This is a genomic window from Amycolatopsis mediterranei, assembly GCF_026017845.1.
Classification (GTDB): Bacteria; Actinomycetota; Actinomycetes; order Mycobacteriales; family Pseudonocardiaceae; genus Amycolatopsis; species Amycolatopsis mediterranei.
In genome coordinates, this window is the sequence record NZ_CP100416.1 from 6,383,585 (window position 1) to 6,404,456 (window position 20,872).

Annotated in this window: 26 protein-coding genes and 2 pseudogenes; 17 read left to right on the forward strand and 11 right to left on the reverse strand. The window is 69.3% G+C overall.

The genetic code is table 11. The features are described from left to right. Window positions 1-149: 149 nt before the first annotated feature. Window positions 150-404 carry a hypothetical protein gene (locus tag ISP_RS28030; protein WP_141748540.1) on the reverse strand — a complete coding sequence of 85 codons (255 nt, stop codon included), beginning with the start codon at window positions 402-404 and terminating at the stop codon, window positions 150-152. A gap of 54 nt (window positions 405-458) precedes the next feature. Further along, window positions 459-1,268 carry an RHS repeat-associated core domain-containing protein gene (locus ISP_RS28035; protein ID WP_013227311.1) on the reverse strand — a complete coding sequence of 270 codons (810 nt, stop codon included), beginning with the start codon at window positions 1,266-1,268 and terminating at the stop codon, window positions 459-461. Between ISP_RS28035 and ISP_RS28040 the strand changes: the two genes are divergently transcribed. Then, window positions 1,269-2,012, forward strand: a complete 744-nt coding sequence (locus tag ISP_RS28040) for a GAF and ANTAR domain-containing protein (protein ID WP_013227312.1) — start codon at window positions 1,269-1,271, stop codon at window positions 2,010-2,012. Between the two features lie 38 nt (window positions 2,013-2,050). Here the strand turns inward: ISP_RS28040 and ISP_RS28045 are convergent, their stop codons facing one another. Further along, entirely contained in the window at window positions 2,051-2,683 is a 633-nt protein-coding gene (locus ISP_RS28045; RefSeq protein ID WP_013227313.1) for a CPBP family intramembrane glutamic endopeptidase, read from the reverse strand. A 50-nt stretch (window positions 2,684-2,733) separates the two neighbouring features. Between ISP_RS28045 and ISP_RS28050 the strand changes: the two genes are divergently transcribed. Together ISP_RS28050 and ISP_RS28055 are read left to right on the forward strand one after the other, a co-directional pair. Continuing rightward, window positions 2,734-3,021, forward strand: coding sequence for an ATP-binding protein (locus ISP_RS28050; RefSeq protein WP_013227314.1), 288 nt, complete (start codon window positions 2,734-2,736; stop codon window positions 3,019-3,021). Further along, window positions 3,018-3,678, forward strand: a pseudogene (locus tag ISP_RS28055) (response regulator transcription factor); the annotation flags it as partial. The gene ISP_RS28050 and the pseudogene ISP_RS28055, both read left to right, overlap by 4 nt. Window positions 3,679-3,762: 84 nt before the next feature. Here the strand turns inward: ISP_RS28055 and ISP_RS28060 are convergent. Next, window positions 3,763-4,305: a cupin domain-containing protein gene (locus ISP_RS28060; RefSeq protein WP_238536945.1), complete on the reverse strand. Its 543-nt coding sequence runs from the start codon at window positions 4,303-4,305 to the stop codon at window positions 3,763-3,765. A gap of 70 nt (window positions 4,306-4,375) precedes the next feature. Between ISP_RS28060 and ISP_RS28065 the strand changes: the two genes are divergently transcribed. Then, window positions 4,376-4,975 (forward strand): TetR/AcrR family transcriptional regulator, encoded by a 600-nt coding sequence (locus tag ISP_RS28065; RefSeq protein ID WP_013227317.1) that lies wholly within the window; start codon window positions 4,376-4,378, stop codon window positions 4,973-4,975. 171 nt (window positions 4,976-5,146) lie between these two features. Here the strand turns inward: ISP_RS28065 and ISP_RS28070 are convergent, their stop codons facing one another. The 3 genes from ISP_RS28070 to ISP_RS28080 all read right to left on the reverse strand — a co-directional run bounded on the left by ISP_RS28070 (window position 5,147) and on the right by ISP_RS28080 (window position 7,484). Then, entirely contained in the window at window positions 5,147-5,422 is a 276-nt protein-coding gene (locus ISP_RS28070) for an alpha/beta fold hydrolase (RefSeq protein ID WP_013227318.1), read from the reverse strand. Window positions 5,423-5,640: 218 nt separating this feature from the next. Further along, window positions 5,641-6,849: a glycosyltransferase gene (locus tag ISP_RS28075; protein WP_013227319.1), complete on the reverse strand. Its 1,209-nt coding sequence runs from the start codon at window positions 6,847-6,849 to the stop codon at window positions 5,641-5,643. Between the two features lie 149 nt (window positions 6,850-6,998). Continuing rightward, a complete protein-coding gene (locus ISP_RS28080; protein WP_230468393.1) occupies window positions 6,999-7,484 on the reverse strand; it encodes a MarR family winged helix-turn-helix transcriptional regulator in 486 nt (161 codons plus the stop codon). Between the two features lie 120 nt (window positions 7,485-7,604). Between ISP_RS28080 and ISP_RS28085 the strand changes: the two genes are divergently transcribed. From ISP_RS28085 to ISP_RS28110, 6 genes are all read left to right on the forward strand, one after another. Continuing rightward, window positions 7,605-8,411, forward strand: coding sequence for an MBL fold metallo-hydrolase (locus ISP_RS28085; protein WP_014467274.1), 807 nt, complete (start codon window positions 7,605-7,607; stop codon window positions 8,409-8,411). Between the two features lie 2 nt (window positions 8,412-8,413). Continuing rightward, window positions 8,414-8,836, forward strand: a complete 423-nt coding sequence (locus ISP_RS28090; RefSeq protein ID WP_230468394.1) for a nuclear transport factor 2 family protein — start codon at window positions 8,414-8,416, stop codon at window positions 8,834-8,836. A 34-nt stretch (window positions 8,837-8,870) separates the two neighbouring features. Continuing rightward, on the forward strand, window positions 8,871-9,248 hold the full coding sequence (locus ISP_RS28095; protein WP_013227323.1) for a nuclear transport factor 2 family protein: 378 nt from the start codon (window positions 8,871-8,873) through the stop codon (window positions 9,246-9,248). Between the two features lie 322 nt (window positions 9,249-9,570). Next, complete coding sequence (locus tag ISP_RS28100) at window positions 9,571-10,701, forward strand: ABC transporter substrate-binding protein (protein ID WP_013227324.1); 1,131 nt, start codon at window positions 9,571-9,573, stop codon at window positions 10,699-10,701. Window positions 10,702-10,817: 116 nt separating this feature from the next. Beyond that, window positions 10,818-12,047, forward strand: a complete 1,230-nt coding sequence (locus tag ISP_RS28105) for a sensor histidine kinase (RefSeq protein WP_013227325.1) — start codon at window positions 10,818-10,820, stop codon at window positions 12,045-12,047. Continuing rightward, entirely contained in the window at window positions 12,044-12,691 is a 648-nt protein-coding gene (locus ISP_RS28110; RefSeq protein WP_013227326.1) for a response regulator, read from the forward strand. The genes ISP_RS28105 and ISP_RS28110 overlap by 4 nt, the downstream gene beginning before the upstream one ends. Before the next feature lie 110 nt (window positions 12,692-12,801). Here the strand turns inward: ISP_RS28110 and ISP_RS28115 are convergent, their stop codons facing one another. Continuing rightward, entirely contained in the window at window positions 12,802-13,056 is a 255-nt protein-coding gene (locus tag ISP_RS28115) for a hypothetical protein (RefSeq protein WP_013227327.1), read from the reverse strand. 126 nt (window positions 13,057-13,182) lie between these two features. On the opposite strand from ISP_RS28115, the gene ISP_RS28120 reads away from it, so the two are divergent. The 4 genes from ISP_RS28120 to ISP_RS28135 all read left to right on the forward strand — a co-directional run bounded on the left by ISP_RS28120 (window position 13,183) and on the right by ISP_RS28135 (window position 17,154). After that, a complete protein-coding gene (locus ISP_RS28120) occupies window positions 13,183-15,147 on the forward strand; it encodes a right-handed parallel beta-helix repeat-containing protein (RefSeq protein WP_013227328.1) in 1,965 nt (654 codons plus the stop codon). 407 nt (window positions 15,148-15,554) lie between these two features. After that, the gene (locus ISP_RS28125) at window positions 15,555-15,851 is read left to right on the forward strand and encodes a GntR family transcriptional regulator (protein ID WP_080582974.1); all 297 of its coding nucleotides are present in this window, start codon (window positions 15,555-15,557) and stop codon (window positions 15,849-15,851) included. 22 nt (window positions 15,852-15,873) lie between these two features. Beyond that, window positions 15,874-16,377 (forward strand): hypothetical protein, encoded by a 504-nt coding sequence (locus ISP_RS28130; protein ID WP_013227330.1) that lies wholly within the window; start codon window positions 15,874-15,876, stop codon window positions 16,375-16,377. 267 nt (window positions 16,378-16,644) lie between these two features. Next, the gene (locus tag ISP_RS28135; RefSeq protein ID WP_230468395.1) at window positions 16,645-17,154 is read left to right on the forward strand and encodes a P-loop nucleotide/nucleoside kinase family protein; all 510 of its coding nucleotides are present in this window, start codon (window positions 16,645-16,647) and stop codon (window positions 17,152-17,154) included. A gap of 121 nt (window positions 17,155-17,275) precedes the next feature. On the opposite strand, the gene ISP_RS28140 is transcribed toward ISP_RS28135, so the two are convergent. Continuing rightward, on the reverse strand, window positions 17,276-17,602 hold the full coding sequence (locus tag ISP_RS28140) for an alpha/beta hydrolase (RefSeq protein WP_013227332.1): 327 nt from the start codon (window positions 17,600-17,602) through the stop codon (window positions 17,276-17,278). Between the two features lie 438 nt (window positions 17,603-18,040). Here ISP_RS28140 and lepB point away from each other — a divergent pair, with 438 nt between their 5' ends. Next, on the forward strand, window positions 18,041-18,976 hold the full coding sequence (gene lepB / locus ISP_RS28145; RefSeq protein WP_013227333.1) for a signal peptidase I: 936 nt from the start codon (window positions 18,041-18,043) through the stop codon (window positions 18,974-18,976). Between the two features lie 151 nt (window positions 18,977-19,127). On the opposite strand, the gene ISP_RS28150 is transcribed toward lepB, so the two are convergent. After that, on the reverse strand, window positions 19,128-19,373 hold the full coding sequence (locus ISP_RS28150; RefSeq protein WP_013227334.1) for an SDR family oxidoreductase: 246 nt from the start codon (window positions 19,371-19,373) through the stop codon (window positions 19,128-19,130). Between ISP_RS28150 and ISP_RS28155 the strand changes: the two are divergent. Next, a pseudogene (locus tag ISP_RS28155) lies at window positions 19,368-19,571 on the forward strand (IS256 family transposase); the annotation flags it as partial. The gene ISP_RS28150 and the pseudogene ISP_RS28155 overlap by 6 nt on opposite strands. Before the next feature lie 51 nt (window positions 19,572-19,622). After that, complete coding sequence (locus ISP_RS28160; RefSeq protein ID WP_034285503.1) at window positions 19,623-20,252, forward strand: histidine phosphatase family protein; 630 nt, start codon at window positions 19,623-19,625, stop codon at window positions 20,250-20,252. Here ISP_RS28160 and ISP_RS28165 read toward each other — a convergent pair. Beyond that, window positions 20,210-20,737 carry an RHS repeat-associated core domain-containing protein gene (locus tag ISP_RS28165; protein ID WP_230468396.1) on the reverse strand — a complete coding sequence of 176 codons (528 nt, stop codon included), beginning with the start codon at window positions 20,735-20,737 and terminating at the stop codon, window positions 20,210-20,212. The genes ISP_RS28160 and ISP_RS28165 overlap by 43 nt on opposite strands. Window positions 20,738-20,872: the final 135 nt, after the last annotated feature.

Genomic DNA, 20,872 nt, shown 5'->3' on the forward strand with positions numbered 1-20,872 from the left:
TGAGCGGCGAAGTTCACATGGAATTGCAGGTGCTCGCCGCGGAGAGGCTCGGCCCGTCCGCCACCGGGATCCGAGCCGACGTCACGAGCTGAGCGACATGCTGCTCGTAGCCGAAACGATCAAGGCGGCGCACGGCCGAGGTGCATCAATCATCGCTTTCTCCTGGCGAAGGTCAGTCCGGCTGCCACAATCACAGCAGCCACCAATGCGGAGACAATTCCCCAGGGATACACATGGATTTCCCCCGCGGACGGGTCGAGCCACTGTGCGGCCAGACCGACCAGCGGACGGTACAGACCAAGGATGACGACGAAGACAAACCCCGCGATCCAGGGCACTGTCCGCACCAGGCGACTCACTTTTTCACTGAAAAACATCTTGACGAATAGATTTCTTCCGCTCATCGGCACCTCCTAGCAGTTCAGTTCCGAGTCGCCATGTTACAGGGCACGGTGAGTTCAGTTGTCGAAGAACAGGCCCCACAGCAGCCCGGCACCCCCGCCCATGAAACCGTAGAAGGTTCCTTGGGCACCGGCGTTGGCGATGCACCCTGGTGGGCCCACAATAAACCCGACTACGCAACCGCCGACACCGCCGATGAATGCCCCGGTTGCTGCTCCGATTCCCGCATCCCGACCGACATGATCCCAATTCGGCCAGGACGACGGCGGGCTGCCGTGCGAACCATGATCGCGCATGCCATGGCTGCAGAACGCATAAATACAGTCCGACGACGTATTGGGCAGCGGCAGCGGGGGCGCTCCGCCAGTGCTGCGGCTGTAGCTCGCTGAGCGATAGCGTGCGTGGCTTGTGACGCGGCGGACGCTGTGCGATGCCCGGCGATACGCGCGGTGCGTAACGTGCCTGCGCGAGCGGTAGACCGGCCGCCGGTGGCGATGGCTGCGTTCACCGTCGAGGTCAGTGGCGTTGATGGGGTCGGCGTTGGTGTAGTCGTAGTCGTTGGCGGAGCCGCCTTCGACGGGGTCGACGGAGAGGAAGCGGCCGAGGGCGGGGCTGTAGGGACGGGCGCCCATTTCGACGAGGGGGAGGGCGCCGGCGTGTTCGTAGGGGCGCTGGTGCTGGCCGAGCCAGCCGTAGTCGAGCTTGCCGGGCTGGTTGCCTGGTACGGCGTTGGCGTCCGGGGTTCCGTCGGTGCGCAGCGACCACCGACTTGTCGTGGGGCGGTTCAGCTCCCGCAGCCGGTGGATGGAGCAGGCGACACTTACTGTTGTCCGGGACGCCCAGTCCTCACCTCGTTGGAGCACCACATGGAAGACAACCTGCTGTACGAGCGGGACGCCGCACGGAGAGTGGACGACGTCACCGACGCACTCGATCGCCTGGCCGGCACCTTCGCGGAAGAAGAGGAACTGCTGGTGGTCCTGCAGCGAGTGTGCCGGCAGGTCATCCACGCGGTACCGGACGCGGAGATCGCCAGCATCACGCTGCTGCGCGACGGCGCCCCTTACACAGCGACAGCAACCGGTGACAGCGCGCACCGCGTCGATCAGGCACAGTACGAAGCCGGGCGAGGGCCGTGCCTGGAGGCCGCCCGGACCGGCGAACTCCAACGCGTCACCGTGACCGAGGCGGCACAACGGTGGCCCGAGTTCGCCGCCGCCGCGGACGAGTGCTCGGTCGTGGCCTACCTGTCCGCCCCGCTGTTCGTCGACCACCAGTACCACGGTTCGCTCAACCTGTACGACACCGGCGGCAACAGCTTCGGCGCGCTCGACGCAGCGCTGCTGGACCTCTACACCGCCGCCGCCGAATCCGCGCTGCGCAGCACCCGCCGGCACCAAGCCGCCCGCGAGACCATGGGACAACTCCGCACCGCTCTCACCTCCCGTGCGGTGATCGACCAGGCCAAGGGCATCCTCATGGCCCTGCACAGCATCCAGTCCGACGACGCTTTCAACCTGCTCGTCAAGGCGTCGCAGGAGCAGAACGTGAAACTGCGCGATGTCGCCGAAAACTTCGTCGCCGAGGTCACGTCCCCGAACCGCCGGTGACCCCAAGCAATTCCGGGCTTCGACAAGACCGCCACCTCCTAGCGAGCGGTGATCCGGCCGTTGCGGATCGCCGAGCGCAGCAGGAACGCCGCGGCGACGAGGCAGGACAGGATGCCGGCCACCCCGGCTTCCGGGCCGAAGGAGCCCCCGGTCAGCGCCGGCGGACCGGCCAACGCGGTGTGGACCAGGCCGCCGAACTCGCTCGACTTGCCCGACACCGCCGTGCCGAACCCCGCTTCGACGACGTTCCAGGCGAAATGGATGCCGATCGGCATCCAGAGTGCACGGGTGGCGATGTAGGCGGCGGTGAGCATGATGCCGCCCTGCAGGACGATGGCGGTGGCGCCCCACAGCATCGCGCCGGTGCCGGTTTCGGAGGTGCCCGCCAGGCGCACCGCGCCGAAGAGCACCGCGGACACCGCAAGGGCGGGCCACGTCCCGAACCGTTCTTCGGCGATGCGGAAGAGCACGCCGCGGAACACCACTTCTTCCGTCACCGCCACACAGGCCATGACGCCGAGCGTCGCCAGGAACTTCCAGGAGTCGCCTCCGGTGACGTGCCAGCCCCCGAAGACGAGGATGATCAGCATCGTCGCCAGGAAGGCACCGGCACCGACGGCGATTCCGCCCAGCAGCCCGGACACCGCCCGGTCGCGCGGAAGCTCCGGCACGGAGGGCCTCCGTTCGACGAGCTCCCCTCCCCGTCGACGTTTCCTTGGCCGTGTACCGGGTCGTGCAGGAGGGCCTGACGAACGCCCTCAAGTACGCCGCCGGGCAGCCGACCGAGGTGCGGACCGCTTGCCTGAACGGTCAGGTCGAGGTCGAAGTCACCAACGCCGCCGCTCCGGTCCCGATCTCGGTGGGGGTCCGGCGGGAGCTCGCCGGCGGGCGCGGTCTGGCCGGGCTGCGCGAACGGGTCACCGCGCTCGCCGGCGAACTGACCGCGGGTGCCCGACCGGACGGCCGGTGGCGGCTGCGCGCGGTGGTCCCGATCGCCGGTGGCGCATGACCATCCGCGTGCTGATCTGTGAAGACCACGAACTCGTCCGCACGGCCTACATCACGGTCTTCGGGGCGCAGCCGGACATGGAGGTGGTCGGGGAAGCCGCCGACGGCGCGACGGCGCTCGAAGCGAGCGAGCGCCTGAGCCCGGACGTCGTCGTCATGGACATCCACTTGCCGGGCCCGGACGGCATCGAGGTCACCCGGCGGATCGCCCGGCCCGGCGTCGCCCGGCCGCCGAAAGTGCTCGTCGTGACCGCGTTCAACACCGACGAGTACGTTTGCGAAGCCTTGCGCGCCGGGGCGAGCGGGTTCCTGCTCAAGGACTCCCCGGTGATCGAGCTGGTGAACGGCATCCGCACGCTCGCCCGAGGCGAGTCGCTGCTGACACCGGCCGTGACCCGAAACCTCATCGGGCGCTTCGCCACCCGCGTCCGGCCGGCCCGGCACTGGCCATCCTGTCACCCCGGGAGCGCGAGGTGCTGCGGTTGATCGCGGCCGGCCTGGCGAACACGGAAATCGCCGAAGAGCTGGGGCTGGGGCTGGGGCTGGGGCTGGGCTTCGAAGCCGTGAAGACCTACGTTTCCAGCATCCTGATTAACTGGACCTGCGGGACCGGGTCCAAGCGGTCGTGTTCGCTTACCGGACCGGCTTCGCCACGAGTGCCGAGCGTGATCCCGCAGGCGGCTTCGACGCCGGCGGGTCGGCGATCCGGCCGAGCACAGTTCCGGCGACAACGTCTGCTCGCTCACTGGGTCCACTTCTTGGCCCAGCCCGTTTCAGCGCTCGCCGACCAGAAGTTGTCCATCAACTGCGCCGCGGCATGGGGCTCGAACCCGAGATCCGCCGGCGGCAGTTCGCGGCGTTCCGCAGGAGTGCCCAGCCCCATGATGACCTGCTCGAAGCCGGCCGGCGTGTAGCCGTTGAACACGTGCGCGGCGCTCTGCGTGGTGAAGCTGTGCACCGTTCCACGCGGAATCCACACCGAGTCACCCGCCGTCGCCCGCATCGGCGGCTTGTCTTCGACACGGAATTCGATGGAGCCTTCGAGGATGTTGAACCACTCGTCGATCGGGTGGACGTGCGGCGGCGGGCCGCCATCCGACGGCATCCACTGCTCCATCACCGAGAACGCTCCGCCGGTCTGCTCGGAATCCGCCAAGACGACCCAGAGGACACCGAACGCCCAGTACGCCGGGGCCGTGTCCCTCCCGGTCAGGAACGGCACACCATGAGGCGATCCAGCAGCGACGGTGTTCTTCTCGTCAATCACGATCGTGTCCTTTCGCATCTTGGTACTCAGTACCATACCACACTGAGTTCCGGATGAACCTGAGAGCCGCATTGCGTATGATGCCTGGGTGACACCGGAACAAGCGCCCGACTCCCTCATCCAGCGCAAGCAGTTGCGCGCGCGGCAGCGCATCATCGACGCCGCCGACGAGCTCTTCGCGCTACATGGGTACGACGCGGTTTCGGTGAGCGACATCGCCGCGCGCGCCGAGGTGGGCCGCACGACTTTCTTCCGTTATTTCGGCGACAAGACGGAGGTCGTCTTCGCCAAGGAGCAGACGCTGCTCGACACGATCGCCCAGGCGGGCGCAGACGACACCGTCGGCGCCGCGCGCGACTACCGCGAGGCCATCGAACAGCTGCGCCCGACCGTCCTGCGTCTGTGCGCCCACGTGGCGGAAGACCCCGACACGTACGAGCGCCACGCCGATCTGGTCGAAAAGCACCTCGAGCTGCGTGCCCGTGACGCACTCAAGACCCAGCAGCTCGCGTCGAACCTCAGCGAGGTGCTGCGAAGCCGCGGCACCTCGCCGACCATCGCCGTGTTCGCCGCGCAGATCGCGCTCGCCTGCTACGAGACGGCCCGACGTCGTGCCCGTACCGCCGCCGACCTCGTCAGCGAGTCAGGCGCCGCGTTCGACGAGGTCCTCACCCTCGGGTCCGGCTGACCGTCTCATGCCCCGCCTTGGCGACATCACGCAGTACCCCGAGATCGTCATCGAGACGACGGACGTGAACGACGCGTTCTGTAAGAACGGCACTAGACCAGCTCCGGCTCGACCTGGACGATGACCTGGGCGATCCTGAAGTCGACACCGCCGGCAGGGAGAAGGTGGGGGTCACTTGCCGAGGAAAAGGTTCACCTGGGCGGCGAACTCGTCGATGTGCTGGAACAGGAACGCGTGCCCGGCGTCGCTGTAGAGCAGCAGGGTGGAGTCGGGGACCTGTTCGACCGCCTTGTCGGAGCCGATGGCGGGGATCATCACGTCGTGGATCCCGTTGGCGTAGAGAACCGGCTGGCTGATCGCCCGCAGCTGGGCCTGCAGCCGCTCCCATTCCACGGCCAGGAGGCGTCCGACGGCGGCGAGCTGGCCCTGGGCGGCGTCCTCGGTCACCGCCGGGCCGCCCTTCCCCAGGCGCTTGGCGACCTTGCCCAGGTGCTCGAGCCCGGCGGCGCGGGCCTGGTCGGTCGTGGTTCTCGAGGGTGTCAGCCGTGTACGTTGTCAATCTTTATATTATGACCATACTTCTATGAGCGGTGCAAGCAACCCTTCCCCGAGCGACGAGGCACACGTTCCCTCGGACGGGTTGCGGATGTCGTCCGACAGCTGGTTCAGCGCGCCGATCCGGCCGGATCGAGCAGCCACGACGCGGCCACCGCGGCCCCATCGGTCCGCATCGCGGCCGCGACCGCCCGGGCCCGGGCCGCGGTTTCCGGCGCCAGCGCCCGATCGAGCGCGTTCGACAGCGACTCGACCGTCGGCGTCGGACCCTCGTGGGCCACCCCGATGCCCAGCTCGGCCACCCGCCCGGCCCAGTACGGCTGGTCCACCATCTGGGCGACCACCACCTGCGGCGCGCCGGCCCGTGCGGCCACCGTCGTCGTGCCGGCGCCGCCGTGCTGCACCACCGCGGCCATCCGCGCGAACAGGGCGTGCAGGTTGACTTCGCCGACCGCGCAGCAGTCCGCGCCGTCGTCGATCAGCGACAGATCGGCCCAGCCCCGCCCGACGACCACCCGGCGCCCCCGGGCCCGGATCGCCGCGATGGCCACCTCGGCGACGTCGGCCGGGGCACGCATGCTGCCGAACCCCACGTACACCGGCGGATCACCGGCGTCGAGGAACGCCGTGACCTCGCCGGGCAGCGGGCGGTCGTCCGGCAGGATCCACGCACCGGTCTGGCCGACGTCGAGGTCCGACGGCTCGGGCCACGGCGCCAGCACCGGATCCGCGGCCAGCCAGGGCCGGTCGGTCAGGACGTGGCGGCGGACGTCGTCGACGGCGGCCAGGCCCATCGCCGCCCGGTGGGCGTTGAGCGCGGCGCCGAACACCGCGTTGTAGTTGCGGGCATCCAGCTCCCACCGCGCCTTGGGGTCGGTCGCCTCGGGCGGGAACGGTCGCTCCGCGAACGGCACCGGCGAATGGTGCGGCGAGGGCAGGATGACCGGGCAGTAGCTCGCATACCGGTAGCGCAGACCCAGTTTCTCGGCCACCGACCGTGCCGCGACCGGCATCAGCCCGGCCGCCACCAGCGCGTCACACCCTTGCGCCGCCGCGGCCAGCCCGTCGAACTGCGCGGCGATCAGCTCCGCGACGCGCCGAGACCGGTCGCCGGCCGGCGGTGGCATCGCCCCGTGCAACACCGGTCGCACCGGCCAGCCGACCGGGACCAGCTCCACTCCGACGCCGGCCAGGCGCTCCGCGAAATCGGGCGGCGCGCACACCCGCACCTGCGCGCCCAGTTCCCGCGCCCGCACGGCCAGCCCGACCAGAGGCTCGACATCCCCGCGCGACCCGTAGGTCGACAACAACACGCGCACGTGGCCACTCCCGTCTCCACCCGCCATTCTGAAGACGGGAGCGGGGATCGCGGGCCCGCAGTTCTACCCACGCCTTCCGCGAAGCAAGGCACGACACGCCCGCAGGCAGGTGGCTCAGCGGTCTTGCGATCGCCGGCGCATGCGGAAAGTCACCGGGTTTCCCGCCCGGGCGTGCCGGTTGTCTCTCCGGGGTCGATGCGGCGCAGCAGGTCCTGGAGCTGTCGGCGCTGGGCCGCGGTCAGCCGGTTGATCATCTCGGCGTCCAGGCGCGGGATGTGGGCTTTGAGCCCGGCGCGCAGAGCCGCCTGGCCCGCGTCGGTCAGCGCGACCCGGAAAGCGCGGCCGTCCTGCGGGTCGCGTTCCCGGCGGATCACGCCCTTGTCCTCCAGGCGGGCGACCAGCTTGGTGGTGCCCGCGGAGCTGTAGCCCATCCGGGCGGCGACCATGCTGGCGTGGGTGCGCGGGCCGGGAAAGCGCGCCAGGCGCAGCAGGAACTCGAACTCGGTGCCGTCCAGGCCGGTGGCGGCGCGGATGTCGGCGTGCAGCAACGTGTTGAGGGCCCGGTGCAGGTTGACCACCCGGCCCCACAGCACCACTCCTTCGTCGGCCACCAGCGCACGCAACTCCTCATCCACGGTGCCGATGGTATCGGACCCCGGGAATATAACTCGCCAGAGAGCTACTTTAACTCGCCAGAGAGGTATATGTTGAGCCGTGCCGACCGCACGGCCGGCCATGAGGAGACTGTGAGCAGCATGACCGACCTGACCTACACGATCATCGACGGGGACTTCCCCGCCGGAGTCAAGAACAAAACCGCGACCCTGGTGACCAGCGAGAACGAGGCACTGCTGGTCGACGCCGGGTTCACCCGCGCCGACGGGCACCGGCTGGTCGCCGCCGCACTCGACGCCGGCAGGCAGCTGACCACCGTGGTGATCAGCCACGCCGACCCGGACTTCTACTTCGGCGCCGAAGTCATCGCCGACGCCTTCCCCGACGCGACCTTCCTGGCCACCCCGGAGGTGGCCGCCGCGATGGCGAAGAAGTACGAGGGCAAGCTCAAGGCCTGGGCCGCGCTGGGCGCGAACCTGCCCACCCGGCTGATCGAGACCGAGCCGCTGACCAGCGACCTGACGTTCGCCGGCCACACCTTCCAGCTCAAGGGCGCACCCGCCGCGCTGCCCGACCGCACCTACCTCTACCAGGCCGAGGACCGCGCGATCCTCGGCGGCGTGCTGGTCTTCGCCGACGAGCACGTGTGGATCGCCGACACCCCGCGCGACGAGCAGCTCGACGCCTGGGACGCGCTCCTGAGCGAGATGCAGGGCCTCGAGCCCACGCTCGTGGTGCCCGGCCACCGGCAGCCCTCGGCCGCTGCGGACGCGAGCGCGATCGCCTACACCCTCGAGTACATCGCCGCGTTCCGCCGCATCGTGGCCGAAGCCGCCGACGGCGCCACCGCCACCGAGGAACTGCTCAGGGCGTACCCGCAGGCCGGCATGCAGATCGCCGCACAGCTCGGCCCGAAGGTCGTCAAGGGCGAAATGGCGTGGGGCTGACCATGACCGAGACCGATTTCGCCACGAGCAGCACACCGGCCGACGTGGTGCGCCGCCAATACCTCGCCTCCGCCGCGGCCGACCTGGCCGCCCTGCGCGCCACGCTCGCCCCGGACGTGGAATGGACCGAGATGGCCGGCTTTCCGCTGGCCGGCACCTACCGCACGCCTAACGGCGTGACCGCGAACGTCATGCAGCGGCTCGGCGCCGACTGGGACGGCTGGGCCGCGCACGACGACACCTACGTCGTCGACGGTGAGAACGTCGTGGTCCTGGCCCGCTACACCGCGGTCCACAAAGCCACCGGCAAGCACCTGAACGCGCGCGTCGCCCACCACTTCGTCGTACGTGGCGGCCTGATCGTGCGCTTCGAGCAGTTCGTCGACACCGCCCTGGTGCGCGACGCCGCAACCCCCGACAGCTGAGACAACCGCGTTGCCGAGAAAGGAACCCGAACCCGTGTCCGCAGCCGCGAACAAAGCCCTCGTGCTCGCCTTCTACCAGCAGGCGTTCAACGACGGCCGGCCCGAACAGGCCGCCGTCCACCTGGGCACCACCTACACCCAGCACAACCCCGGTGCCCCGGACGGCGCCGAGGGCTTCATCGGCTACGTGCACTGGCTGCGCGGCCAGTTCCCCGAACTGCACCTGGACATCAAGCGCGCCATCGCCGAAGACGATCTGGTAGTGACCCACAGCAACCTGCACCTCAAGCCCGGCGACCTCGGCATGGCGGTGGCCGACCTCTGGCGCGTCGCCGACGACAAGATCGTCGAACACTGGGACGTCGTGCAGGAGGTCCCCGAGAAAAGCAGCAACGACAACACCATGTTCTGAAACCTGAGATCGGACGAGCCGTGGCCGACGGCCTCTTTGCCGGCTCCCGAAGACGTCTTGTCACCCGAACAGCAACGACAACTCCTCACGGCTCGCGTACCGGATTTCGTCGAGCACCGCACTCTGACCTGGCCGGGAAAGGCGCGGCGACCCTCGTCGAGACGCAGCCGTTCAACCTTTCGGTTGAACGGGAATTCGACCGTCGCCGCGGCCGACCGCAGCTTCCGGGCGACGCGGCGGGTGGGGCGGCCGCGCCAAAGTGGACAGTGCCCGTGGTGCCGGGTGTGCGATCTTCACCGGCCAGCAGAAAGGTTTTCCCATCGTGTCGAACTCACTCAGCCGACGACGTGCCCTCACCACCGGAGTCGGCGCCGCGCTCGGCCTCGGCGTGCTCGCGGCCACCTCGGCTCCCGCATCGGCCTCCCCCGCCGGGAGCGCGGGTGAGGAGACCAAGTCCCTCGACGAGCTCTACCAGGACGCCATCGCCGAGGGCGGCAAGCTGGTCGTCTACGCCGGCGGCGACACCGCGGCCCAGGGCAACGGCGTCCGGGCGGCCTTCGAGAACCGCTTCCCGGCCATCGACTTCGAGTACATCGTGGACTACAGCAAGTACCACGACGTCCGCGTCGACAACCAGCTGGCCACCGGCACGCTCGTCCCCGACGTCGTCCAGCTGCAGACCCTGCAGGACTTCGACCGCTGGAAGGCGCTGGGACGCCTCATGCGCTACAAGCCCGCCGGCTTCTCGAAGCTCTACAAAGGCTTCCGGGATCCGCAGGCCGCATGGGTCTCGGTCACGGTGATCGCCTTCAGCTACTCCTACAGCACAACGGCGCTCGGCTCGAACGGTCCGAAGACCCCGCTCGACCTGGTCGACCCGGCCTGGAAGGGCAAGATCGCCTCTTCCTACCCCAACGACGACGACGCGGTGCTCTTCCTCTACTCGCTGTACGCGCAGACGTACGGATGGGACTGGGTGGCGAAGCTGGCCGCCCAGGACGTGCGGTTCGCCCGCGGCACCAACTCGCCGGGCGAAGCGGTCAACAGCGGGCTGAAAGCGATCGGCGTCGGCGGCTCCGGCTCGGCGGTCGCGTCCTCGTCGCCGGTCAAGTGGGTCGTCCCCGACGGCCACCCGTTCATGGCCTGGGGACAGCGGGCCGCGATCCTGAACCAGGCGAAACACCCGGCCGCGGCCAAGCTGTACCTGAACTTCGCGCTGTCGCCCGACAACCAGAAGGCCTCGTTCAACGGCTGGTCCGTGCGCACCGACGTCACCCCGCCCGCGGGGCTGAAGCCGATCTGGCAGTACCCGAACGCGCACGTGGACGAATTCCCCCGGTTCATGGCGGACCGGGCCGAGCTGGAGCGCCTGCGCCAGACGTTCGCGCTGTACTTCGGCGAGGTCCAGGGCGCTCCCACTCCCGGCTGGCTCGGCCTGCACCCGGGGGCCTAGCCGGCAGCGAGGCCGTGACCTGCGGGGCGAGATGAACTTCACCTCGCCGGTCCCGACGCGGCGGTTAGGATGGTCACGATCATCCGTCTGGACCATCTGCCGCCGGGAGACCCGTCGTGCTCGGACTCGGCCTCACCGGAGCTCCGCCTCGCAACCGCCGGTTCGTGCTGACGAGTGGTGCGCACCTGGCGTTCTTCGCGCTCGTCGGGGTGGCCCTGATTCGGCTCGACACCGCGTACGGGGCACTGTGCTGGGCAATCGTCACGATCAGCGGGCTGCTCGCGGTCGTTTACGTCCTGGGGCAGACCTGGCGGGGCGGGCTGAGCACGCCATGGGGCCTGGCCTGGGTCGCGGCGCTGGTGGTCCTCTGGGCCTTGATCATCGTGCTCGCGCCCGCACCGCTGACCGACGCGTACGTCTGGTGCGCCGTCCCCTTGGCGTACGCCGGCCTGCACGTGCTCGATCACCGGGCAGGCCCGGTCGCGGTCGCCGTGATCACCGTCGTGCTCGTCGGGAGGCAGGTCGCGGCCGCCGGCCCGTTCGCGCTGGAGGCGGCCGTGGTCCCGGTGGTGGCCGTGTGGGCCACCCTGGCGCTCCACCGGGCTCAGCAGCGAAACGCCGCCGAGCGGCAGCGTCTGGTGGACGACCTGCGCAGCACGCGCGACGTGCTGGCCGAGGAGCAGCGCCGCGCCGGGATGCTGGAGGAACGCGCCCGGATCGCCCGTGACCTGCACGACTCCCTCGCGCAGGAGCTCTCCGGCAGCGTGCTGATGCTGCAGGCGACCGAACGGAACTGGCCGGACCGGACCGACGCGGCGCGCGCCCGGGTCCGGGAGGTCGTGGACCGGCTCCAGGACGAGCTCGCCGAGACGCGCCGGGTCATCCGCGACCTCGCCCCCTCGGCTCTCAGCGAGTCCGGGTTGGACGGAGCGCTGCGCCTGCTGTGCGCTCGCGCCCACCAGGACGGGACGGCCGCCCAGGTGCGGTTCCAGGTGGCCGGCACGGCGGACTGCCCCCTGGACGAACAGACCGCCGCCACCCTGTTCCGCGTGGCCCAGAGCGTGCTCGCGAACGTACGCGAACACGCGCGCGCGGTGAACGTGCAGGTCACGCTCCGCCGGCACCCGGAGCTCGTCGAACTGGAGATCAGCGACGACGGCGCCGGCTTCGACCCGGCCGGGCGGGTTTCCGGGACCGGCCGCGGACTCGGCCTCCCCGCCGCCCGGACCCGGCTCGACCGGCTCGGCGGTGCCCTCGACGTCGACAGCACCCCCGGCCGGGGCACCCGGGTGACGGCCATGGTGCCGACGCGGGTCGGTCCGGCGGTCCCGGCAGGCGTTCGATGACCAGGGCGCGGCTGCGCCTGCTGATCGCGGACGACCACGCCGTGGTCAGGGCCGGGCTACGCGCCTTGCTCGAGGGCGAGGAAGGCTTCGAAGTGGCCGGTGAGGCGAGCAGCGGCGAAGACGCCGTGCGGCTGGCCGGGCAGCTGGTGCCGGACGTCGTCCTGATGGACCTGCGGTTCGCGGGGGTGAACCAAGGTATCGACGGGGTCGAGGCCATCCGCCGGCTGGCCATCGCGGCACCGGGAGTGCCCGTGGTGATGCTGACCAGCTACGCCGGCCGCGCCGACGCCGTCCGCGCCTTGGGGGCCGGCGCCCGGGGCTACGTGCTGAAGGCGGGGCCGCCCGAGGAACTGTTCCGGGCCGTTCGCAGCGCCGCGGCCGGCGGCCTGGGCCTCGCCCCGGAGATCGTCGACGGCCTGGTCGGCCAGGTGGTGAGCCCCGACCCGGACCTGACCACCCGGGAGATCGAGGTCATCCGGTTGCTGGCGAGCGGCCGCAGCAACCGGGCCATCGCCGAGGCCCTGTTCCTCAGCGAAGCCACCGTCAAAACCCACCTCGTGCGCATCTACCGCAAGCTCGGAGCCGACAACCGCGCGGCCGCCGTCTCCGAAGCCGTCCGCCGGGGCCTGCTGGAACTCACCTGAGACCCGCGCCGTCGCTCACCTGCGGTCAGTCCGACGACCATCGGGCACGGTCTCGCCGGGCCCGAACCCGTCGGCAGCGTCAGGTGCGCCCTGACATGCTCCGGAGCCGGTCAGGAACGCACGCGAATGACGGTCTTGCCCTTGCGCCGCTCGGTCGGGTTGAGCGCGGGAACGGCGTCGGTCAGCCCGGAGATCGGCAGGCTCGCCCCACCGTGAAGTCGACGTTCCCCGGCGAGCGTGATCCCGGCCGCTTCCGCAGCCTGGTCCGTCGCAAGGATTGCCTTCACGGGTGCCTCGCCGCCCACGGCCGGCTCACCGCCGCCGGCCTCGCATAGCAAGAAGTAGAGATCCGATGACCGGAACATCAGAATGCGCCAGTACCCGATTAGTACCGTTTCTCGCGATGAATCATCCGATCAATCGTTGACAGTTCCTCATTACGCCGGTCAAACTCTGAACCGCCCAGAGCCTCCGACGAAGGACGGTCATCGGTGCGTACACGAGTCAAGGCGGCACTGTTCGCGAGCGGCCTCGCGCTGACGGCGACCGGGGCACTGGTGACCCCGGCGACGTCCGCGCCGCAGCAGGTCGTCCACGTCGCGCCGACCGGCGACGACACCCACGACGGCACGAGCGACGCGCAGTCCGTCCGGACACTGCAACGCGCCCAGCAGCTCGTGCGCGGGCTGATCCCGGGCATGACGGGCGACGTCTCCGTCAGCCTCGCCGGCGGCACCTACGCGATGAGCGCGCCACTGCAGCTGACCGCCGCCGACTCCGGCGCCAACGGCCACCGCGTGCTCTGGACCGCCGCGCCCGGCGCCCGGCCGGTCATCAGCGGCGGCGTCCCGATCACCGGCTGGAAAGTAGCCGACAGCACCAAGAACATCTGGTCCGCGCCCGCCCCCGCCACGCTGCGGACGCGCCAGCTGTACATCGACGGTGCCCGCGTCCCGCGGGCGACCGGCACCCTTCCGGTGACCTTGACCAGGATCACCGGCGGCTACACGACGTCGTCGGCCGCGATGGACAACTGGCGCAACCCCAAGGACATCGACTTCGTCTACACCGGGGGCCTCGGCGCGTGGACGCAGCCGCGCTGCCCGGTGAACACGATCTCGCCGACGACGATCAAGATGGCGCAGCCGTGCTGGGACAACTCGACGAAGCGCGTGATGCGCACCGACGACTCCGGTCGCACGGTCGAACTGGTCGGCCGCCAGGCCATCACCGAGCTGCCCACCGCGGTGGAGAACGCCTACGAGCTGCTTTCCGCCGGTGAGTGGTACCTCGACAACACCGCACACACCGTCTTCTACGTGCCGAAGCCCGGTGAGGACATCACCAAGGAGACGGTGACCGCGCCCGCGCTGGAAACCCTGGTGTCCGGCATCGGGACGGCGTCGGCGCCCGTGCACGACATCACGTTCAGCGGCCTCCAGTTCTCCTACGCCACCTGGAACTTCCCGAGCACGCCCGAAGGATTCTCGGAGATCCAGGCGAACTACACGCTGACCGGCGCACACGGCTTCGACCAGCAAGGGCTGTGCGAGTTCGTCGACGGCGGCAAATGCCCGTACGGCAACTGGACGAAGGAACCGGGCAACGTCTCCTTCGCCTACGACAAGAACATCAGCTTCACGCGGGACGCGTTCGTCCACCTGGGCGCGGCGGGACTCGATCTCGGCACCGGCTCGCAGAACGATCTGGTGCAGGGCAGCGTGTTCACCGACATCTCCGGCAACGGGCTGGAGCTCGGCGGCGTCGACATCACCCTGCCCACCGCGGCCGCGCAGCACACCAGTGGCAACCGGCTGCTCGACAACCACGTGTTCGCCACGTCGGTGGAGTACGCGGGAGGCATCGGGATGGACATCGGCTACACCGAACACACCACGGTCTCGCACAACCAGATCGACCACACGCCTTACAGCGGAATCTCCATCGGCTGGGGCGGCTGGCCGGACAAGGTGAAGATCAAGGCGGAACCCAACTACAGCAACAACAACACGCTGTCGAACAACCTGATCTTCGACCACATGCAGCTGCTCGCCGACGGCGCCGGGATCTACACCAACGGCAACACCGGACCGAACATGGCCGGCGGCGAGAAGATCACCGGCAACGTGATCCACGACCAGAAGGGCGCGGGCAAGGCCGTCTACACCGACAACGGCGCGGGCAACATCACGATCACCGGCAACGGGCTGTACAACGCCGCCCTCGCCTGGGGTTCGAAGCACACCGACTACACGCTGAACAAGGGCACCTACGACCCGCTCGACATCGAGAACAACTACTGGGAGAACGGCAGCGCCGACTACAACCAGAAGTCCGTGGTGATCAAGAACAACCACACGATCACCGACGCCGCCGGCATCCCGGCGAGCATCCGCACCAACGCGGGCCTGGAAGCGGCCTACACCGACATCCTCAGCTGGACCCCGGCCGGCTGACTCGTGGCCGAGCGGCGTCGGCCACGCCCGGGAATCGCCGAGCGAGGCCGACGCCGCGCAGGAGCTGGTGGATCACTTGGCTTCCAGACGCCCATACCCTTCCAGCGACGCCGATCACGCCATCGTCGATGCATAGGTCGTTATACAACCAACCGGCGCCCGTTTCTCTGAGCCGATCGGGCGAACGATCCCCCTCATGCCGTCATCGGCCGCGAGCCTCGGCATCGGTCACGCCGGGCCGACGGCTGGCTCCCGATCCACGAACCGCACCGCTGGAGGCGCCGACCTTCGAGCGGCCGCTCAGGCTTGGGTGTGGTTGACCACCAGGCCAATATGGTGCTAATAATACTAGCACTATGAAATGGGTTGTGGATCATTCTTCGCGAGAGGCGCTGCCACTCCAGATCGTGGCGTGCGTACGCCGGGGCGTGGCTTCGGGCGAGCTGGCCCTCGGCGAACAGCTGCCGCCGGCGGCAGAGCTGGCGAAGGCACTTTCGGTCGACCGCAACACCGTGCTGGCCGCCTACCGGCAACTGCGCGAAGACGGCGTACTGGAGTTCCGCCGGGGCCGCGGGGCACGGGTCGCCTCGGCCGTCACGGAGCCGGCCCCCGTCACCGAGGCGGCCCAGTTGCTCGTAGCCGTTGCCCGCCGGCACGGCCTCGGGCGCCACGATCTGCTGCGCCTCATCGAGAAGCTGACGTGACACATCGAGAGGATGGTGCCCGATGACGGCATCCGCACTACCCGGCCCGGGCCAGTACTCGATCTACACCGGCCGAGCGACGAACTGGCCGCTCGTGGTGATTTTCGGCATCGCACTGACGGTGCCACTGCTGACGTTGGGAGGCATGTCACACGGCGCCTGGCTCGACCCGTCCGGCCCCGCGATCGCGCTGCTGGTGGCCGCGGCCGCGGTGCTCGTGACCGCGCTGACCGGATTGAGCGTCAGGACGGCTGCAGGCCCCAACGGCGTCTCGGTCCACTGCGGGGCGTTCGGATGGCCGCGTCGCACCTACCGGCTGACCGACATCGACCACGTCGAGGTGACCAACCTGTCACCACTGTGGGGCCTGATCCTCGGCCACTGGTGGACCCCTGACCACACCGCCTTCACCGTCCGCACCGGCCCTGCTCTGCGGCTGATCATGCACTCCGGCCGGAGGATCACGATCACCGTCCCCGATCCCGATGCCGCGGCCAGGACCATCCAGGAAGCGAAATCCGCCTGACCGGAACAGAACCATGACGATGCCGGACGACACCATCACGAACGCCCGGCCGAAGCGCCGGAATGCGACCGACGTGGTGCTTCCTCGGCTCGCCCGTCGCGTCGCCGCCTGTTTCACCGCACGCGCTGCCCGCATTCGGTGGAAAGCAGTGCCGGCAGGAGTCGGGTTCTGCCCGTCTCGGCCCGTTGGTTCGGTGCAAGCTGCGCGGATCGCGGGCAGGTCAGGGGTAGGAGACTCGCCGTGGATGAGCAAGCTCGGATGAGGTTCATGTTCGTGCTGGTAGGTGGCTGGCCGGGGGCGGGCAAGAGCACGCTGGCGGCCGCACTCGGTCCGCGGTTGGGATTGCCGGTGCTGGCCAAGGATGAGATCAAGGAAGCGCTCGCCGAGGAGCTCGGGCGTCCCCGCACGGTGGACGAGTCGCGGCGGCTGGGCCGGGCGGCGGTGCTGACGGCTCTGCGAGTGGCGCGTCGCTGCCCCGGTGCGGTCCTGGACAGCACCTGGTTCGATTACACCCGGCCCCTGGTGGCGCAGTTACCGGGCCGGGTGGTGGAAGTGCGTTGTGTGGTGCCCCTCGAGATCGCCCGGGCGCGGTACTACGCGCGTGCCGCGCATCGGCATGCGGGCCATTTCGATCTGGCACGTCAGGAGACCGAACTGTGGGGCGACCCCGTCCGCCCGCTCGGCGCCGGCCCCTTGGTGGAGGTCGACACCACCACTGAACCGGACATCCTCGCGGTTGTCGCCGACATCCTCCGCGCGGCCGGGAGATCCGACTGAAACTGTCCACTGCAGAAGCCACAACACGGCGATAGTCGTCGGCACCGTCCGAACCCGATCCTTCCGCCCAGTCTTAAGTTGCCGCTGAGCGGGCTCTTCATTGCGGGCACGGTGGCGGAAGTCAACGAGAACGGGCGTCTCCACCGGGCGACCGGGAAGGGTTTCCGGTTCCGTTGCGGCATTTCTCCTCGGGCGGCAGCGCGCCGGTCGCCAGGTACGTGTCGATCGCGTCTGCCGCGCATGGGGCGTTGTCCAGCGCACCGTGTCCGGCGACGGGCGCGATCAATACGTGGGACCCGGCGATCCGCGCCCCGAGGTCGGCTGTCCATGCCGACGGGGTGATGGGGTCGTCCTCGGTGGCGGTGACGAGGACCGGTGCGGCCGGGGCGAGCCGGCCGGGCAGCCGCTCGGCCAGGCTCGGGCCGTCCGGCCAGCCGGTGCACGACATGAGTGCGTCCCAGTGCAGTGAGATGCCCGCCGGTGTGCGGCGCCAGCGCGTGCCACGTCGAGCACCCGCCGTGCGGCCGGCAGGAACGGGTCGACCGCGGTGTCCAGGACGATCCGGCCCGTGTGGGCGGGGTGGCGCGCGGCGTACACCACCGCCAGCTCGGCGCCCGTCGCCTGGCAACACCGCGCCGGCGCCGCAGCGCTGACCCAGTTGTCCACGATCAGACCGCCGCCGGAGAAGACGAGCAGCGGGCCGAGCCACACGATCACCGTCCCGAGCGGGCCGATGCCGGCAGCCGGACAAATCGGGCGGCCGATCGGTCACAGCAGAATCGATCCGCCAACGCGGCTGAGCAAGCCGCTCGGAAGGAGCGTCGCGAGAACCGCGGGACGGCCTCGGCCAACTGAGTCACCACCCGGTTACCGGTAGCCTGACGACGTGGCCGAACCCGTGTCCCAGAACGCTTCTGAGGATGACCCCGATCGCTCCGAGGAGGACCAACCGAGGCGGTCCCGTTCCGAGGAACGCGGGGGATCCCGCCGGCGGCGGGCCAAGCCCGCCAAAAAACGGTCGTTCTGGAAGGAACTGCCGATCCTGCTCGTGATCGCCTTGGTGCTCACGATCTTGATCCAGACATTCCTCGCGAAGGTCTTCATGATCCCTTCGGGCTCCATGGAGGCCACCTTGCACGGGTGTCCGGGCTGCACCGGCGACCGGATCCTGGTCGATCGGGTCACCTACGACTTCACCGAGCCCTCCCCGGGCGACGTGGTCGTGTTCAAGGGCCCGCCGGCGTGGGTCAACAACGAAGTCGCGCCGCAGGAGCCGAGCAACATCGTCGTGCAGGGCCTGCAGGGGCTGGGCTCGCTGGTCGGGTTCGCCCCGCCGGACGAGCGCGACTTCGTCAAGCGCGTGATCGCCGTGGGTGGCCAGACCGTCCAGTGCTGCGACCAGAACCGCGTGGTCGTGGACGGCAAGGCGCTCGACGAGCCGTACGTCCACTGGGAAGACCCGTCCGACCAGGCGGAGAAGCCCTTCGACCCGGTCAAGGTCCCGGCCGGGACGGTGTGGGTCATGGGCGACAACCGCAACAACTCCGAGGACTCCCGGTTCCAGGGCGGCGGCGGCGCGAACGGTGCGGTCCCGGTGGACAACATCATCGGCAAGGCGCGGATCATCGTCCTGCCGCCGAGCCGGTGGGGCGGGATCACCGACCACAACCCGCAGGCGTCGGCCCAGCCGGTCGCGCTCGGCGCGCCGGCGTGGCAGAGCGGTCTTCCGCTGGGTGCCGGGATCGCGGGGGCTTGGCCGGCGTTGTTCCTGGGGCGCAAACTGAAGTCCGGGGTGCGCCGGGCGGCCGGGCGGAGACGCTAGTCGCGGGCGCAGCGCCGACGCCGACCCGGCGATCGAGCCGGTGCTCACCCCACTGAGCTCCCTGACGGCGACGGTGGCGTCAGTCGTCGATCTTGTACAGGTTGGCCTGGCCGTTCGACGCGGCCAGGCCACCGTCCACGGGAATGTGCACTCAGTTGAGATATCCGGCGTCAGCACCGGCAAGGAACGCGACGACGGCAGCGACCTCGGCCGGCTCCCCCGGCCGGCCCATGGGCACCCGATCCACGAAACGTTCGCGCAACGACGTTCCCTCGGCAAGCGCGTCGCGGATGAACTGGCTGCTGAGCGTCACGCCCGGGTGGACGGCATTGACCCGGATCTCCCGGCCGTGGTCCAGCGCCATCGCGTTGGTCAGGTTCACCAACGCGCCCGGCATCGGACGAAGGTCACCAAGGGGCCCGGCTCACGGGCGGCGGGGTTGGCGATGGCGTTCAAGCTGATCGAGTCGGCCCAGGCCCGCTGGCGGGTGGTCAATGCACCCCACCTGGTCGCGCTCGTCCGTGCCGGAGTGAGCTTCGTCAACGGCGTCCTGATCGAACGACTCGACGATCAACCCGCACCCACCGCTGCATGACTCACCGGCTTGACGGCAGCCTCTCCCCACGAGACAGAAAGGCACGCATTGGTGCGCAGCATCTATGTCAGCACCCATCCCGAGGCCACGCACCACGTCGAGAGGGTGGTGGGCGGGTGGCTTGACTCGCGGCTCACACCCGCCGGCATCCGCGCGGCTGTCTCGATCGCCGAGACACTGCGATCCTGGATACCCGCTGATGTCGAGGTGGAAGTCATTTCCTCGGATCTGCAGCGCACCCGTCGCACGGCTGGTGAGACAGCGACGGTATTCGGCCTGGAACCCATCGAAGACCACCGGCTGCGGGAGAGGTCCTACGGCGAGGCAGAGGGACGACCGCAGGAATGGCTGGACCAGCGATTCGTCCCGCCGCCGGCCCTCGGGGACCGGATGGGACACGACGTGGGAGTGCTGGGCGCCGAGACCACGAGGACGTTCGCACGACGCGTCTATGCGGCTATGGAGGAGATCCTGCGACGCCCGTGCGAGCACCAGATCATCGTGACGCACGGCGGCACTCTGACGTTCGTCGTCGCGTATTGGATCGGGATGCCGATCGAGTCGCTGAGCCACGTGAACTTTCGGGTGTCCTCCGGAAGCATCACCACGTTGCGCGAAGACGACTACTTCCACAACCGTCAGGTCGTCAGCCTTGGCGACACCCGCCACCTCAACGCATAAGGCGACGTCCTAAAGATCTTCACCCACAGGTCTTGACGATAGCTCCCGCACTCTGCGCCCCACGTCATGCCGCTCGGGTCGCTGAACGACACGGGACTGTTGTTGCCGTAGCTGTAGGCGTTCAACGCCTGCGGATTGCCCGTGTCCAACACCGGATCCGCCGTCAGGAACCGGCCGGACAACGGGTCGTAGTCGCGGGCGCCCAGGTGGGTCAACCCGGTCGTGTTCTGATACCCGCCGACGAAGCCGTGTTTGTCCGGCCAGGTCGACGGCGGAGTCCCCCGGCTGATGCCGTACGGGTCCTGCCAGCGCTTGGTCACCGCCAGGTTGCCGGCATCCACCGTCGCGTACGTGGAGCCTTGGTGATCGGACAGCTTCCAGCTCAAGCCGCCCGACGACGCGCGGGTCGCGATGACCTGGCCGTTGTAGCTGTAGAACCGTGTGCCCGTGGCGAAGGTGCCGCCGGTCGGGACGAACAGCTCCATGTCCCCGGCCGACAACGTCGTGCCGCTCGGATCCTTCGTGATCAGCAGGTTCCCGTCGGCTGAGGTTCACCCCGGGTAGTGGACACCGAGTTAGCAGGACCAGGGGTTCTGCTGGAAGGATGTCCTCATGCCTCC

Excerpts from the sequence above, each read along its gene's own strand:
- ISP_RS28060 (WP_238536945.1), bottom strand. The coding sequence starts at position 4,305 with ATGCGAAAGGACACGATCGTGATTGACGAGAAGAACACCGTCGCTGCT.
- ISP_RS28135 (WP_230468395.1), top strand. The coding sequence starts at position 16,645 with ATGTTCGTGCTGGTAGGTGGCTGGCCGGGGGCGGGCAAGAGCACGCTG.
- ISP_RS28115 (WP_013227327.1), bottom strand. The coding sequence starts at position 13,056 with ATGTTCCGGTCATCGGATCTCTACTTCTTGCTATGCGAGGCCGGCGGC.
- ISP_RS28040 (WP_013227312.1), top strand. The coding sequence starts at position 1,269 with ATGGAAGACAACCTGCTGTACGAGCGGGACGCCGCACGGAGAGTGGAC.
- ISP_RS28085 (WP_014467274.1), top strand. The coding sequence starts at position 7,605 with ATGACCGACCTGACCTACACGATCATCGACGGGGACTTCCCCGCCGGA.
- ISP_RS28165 (WP_230468396.1), bottom strand. The coding sequence starts at position 20,737 with ATGGAGCTGTTCGTCCCGACCGGCGGCACCTTCGCCACGGGCACACGG.
- ISP_RS28110 (WP_013227326.1), top strand. The coding sequence starts at position 12,044 with ATGACCAGGGCGCGGCTGCGCCTGCTGATCGCGGACGACCACGCCGTG.
- ISP_RS28150 (WP_013227334.1), bottom strand. The coding sequence starts at position 19,373 with ATGCCGGGCGCGTTGGTGAACCTGACCAACGCGATGGCGCTGGACCAC.
- ISP_RS28130 (WP_013227330.1), top strand. The coding sequence starts at position 15,874 with ATGACGGCATCCGCACTACCCGGCCCGGGCCAGTACTCGATCTACACC.
- ISP_RS28030 (WP_141748540.1), bottom strand. The coding sequence starts at position 404 with ATGAGCGGAAGAAATCTATTCGTCAAGATGTTTTTCAGTGAAAAAGTG.
- ISP_RS28090 (WP_230468394.1), top strand. The coding sequence starts at position 8,414 with ATGACCGAGACCGATTTCGCCACGAGCAGCACACCGGCCGACGTGGTG.
- ISP_RS28140 (WP_013227332.1), bottom strand. The coding sequence starts at position 17,602 with ATGTCGTGCACCGGCTGGCCGGACGGCCCGAGCCTGGCCGAGCGGCTG.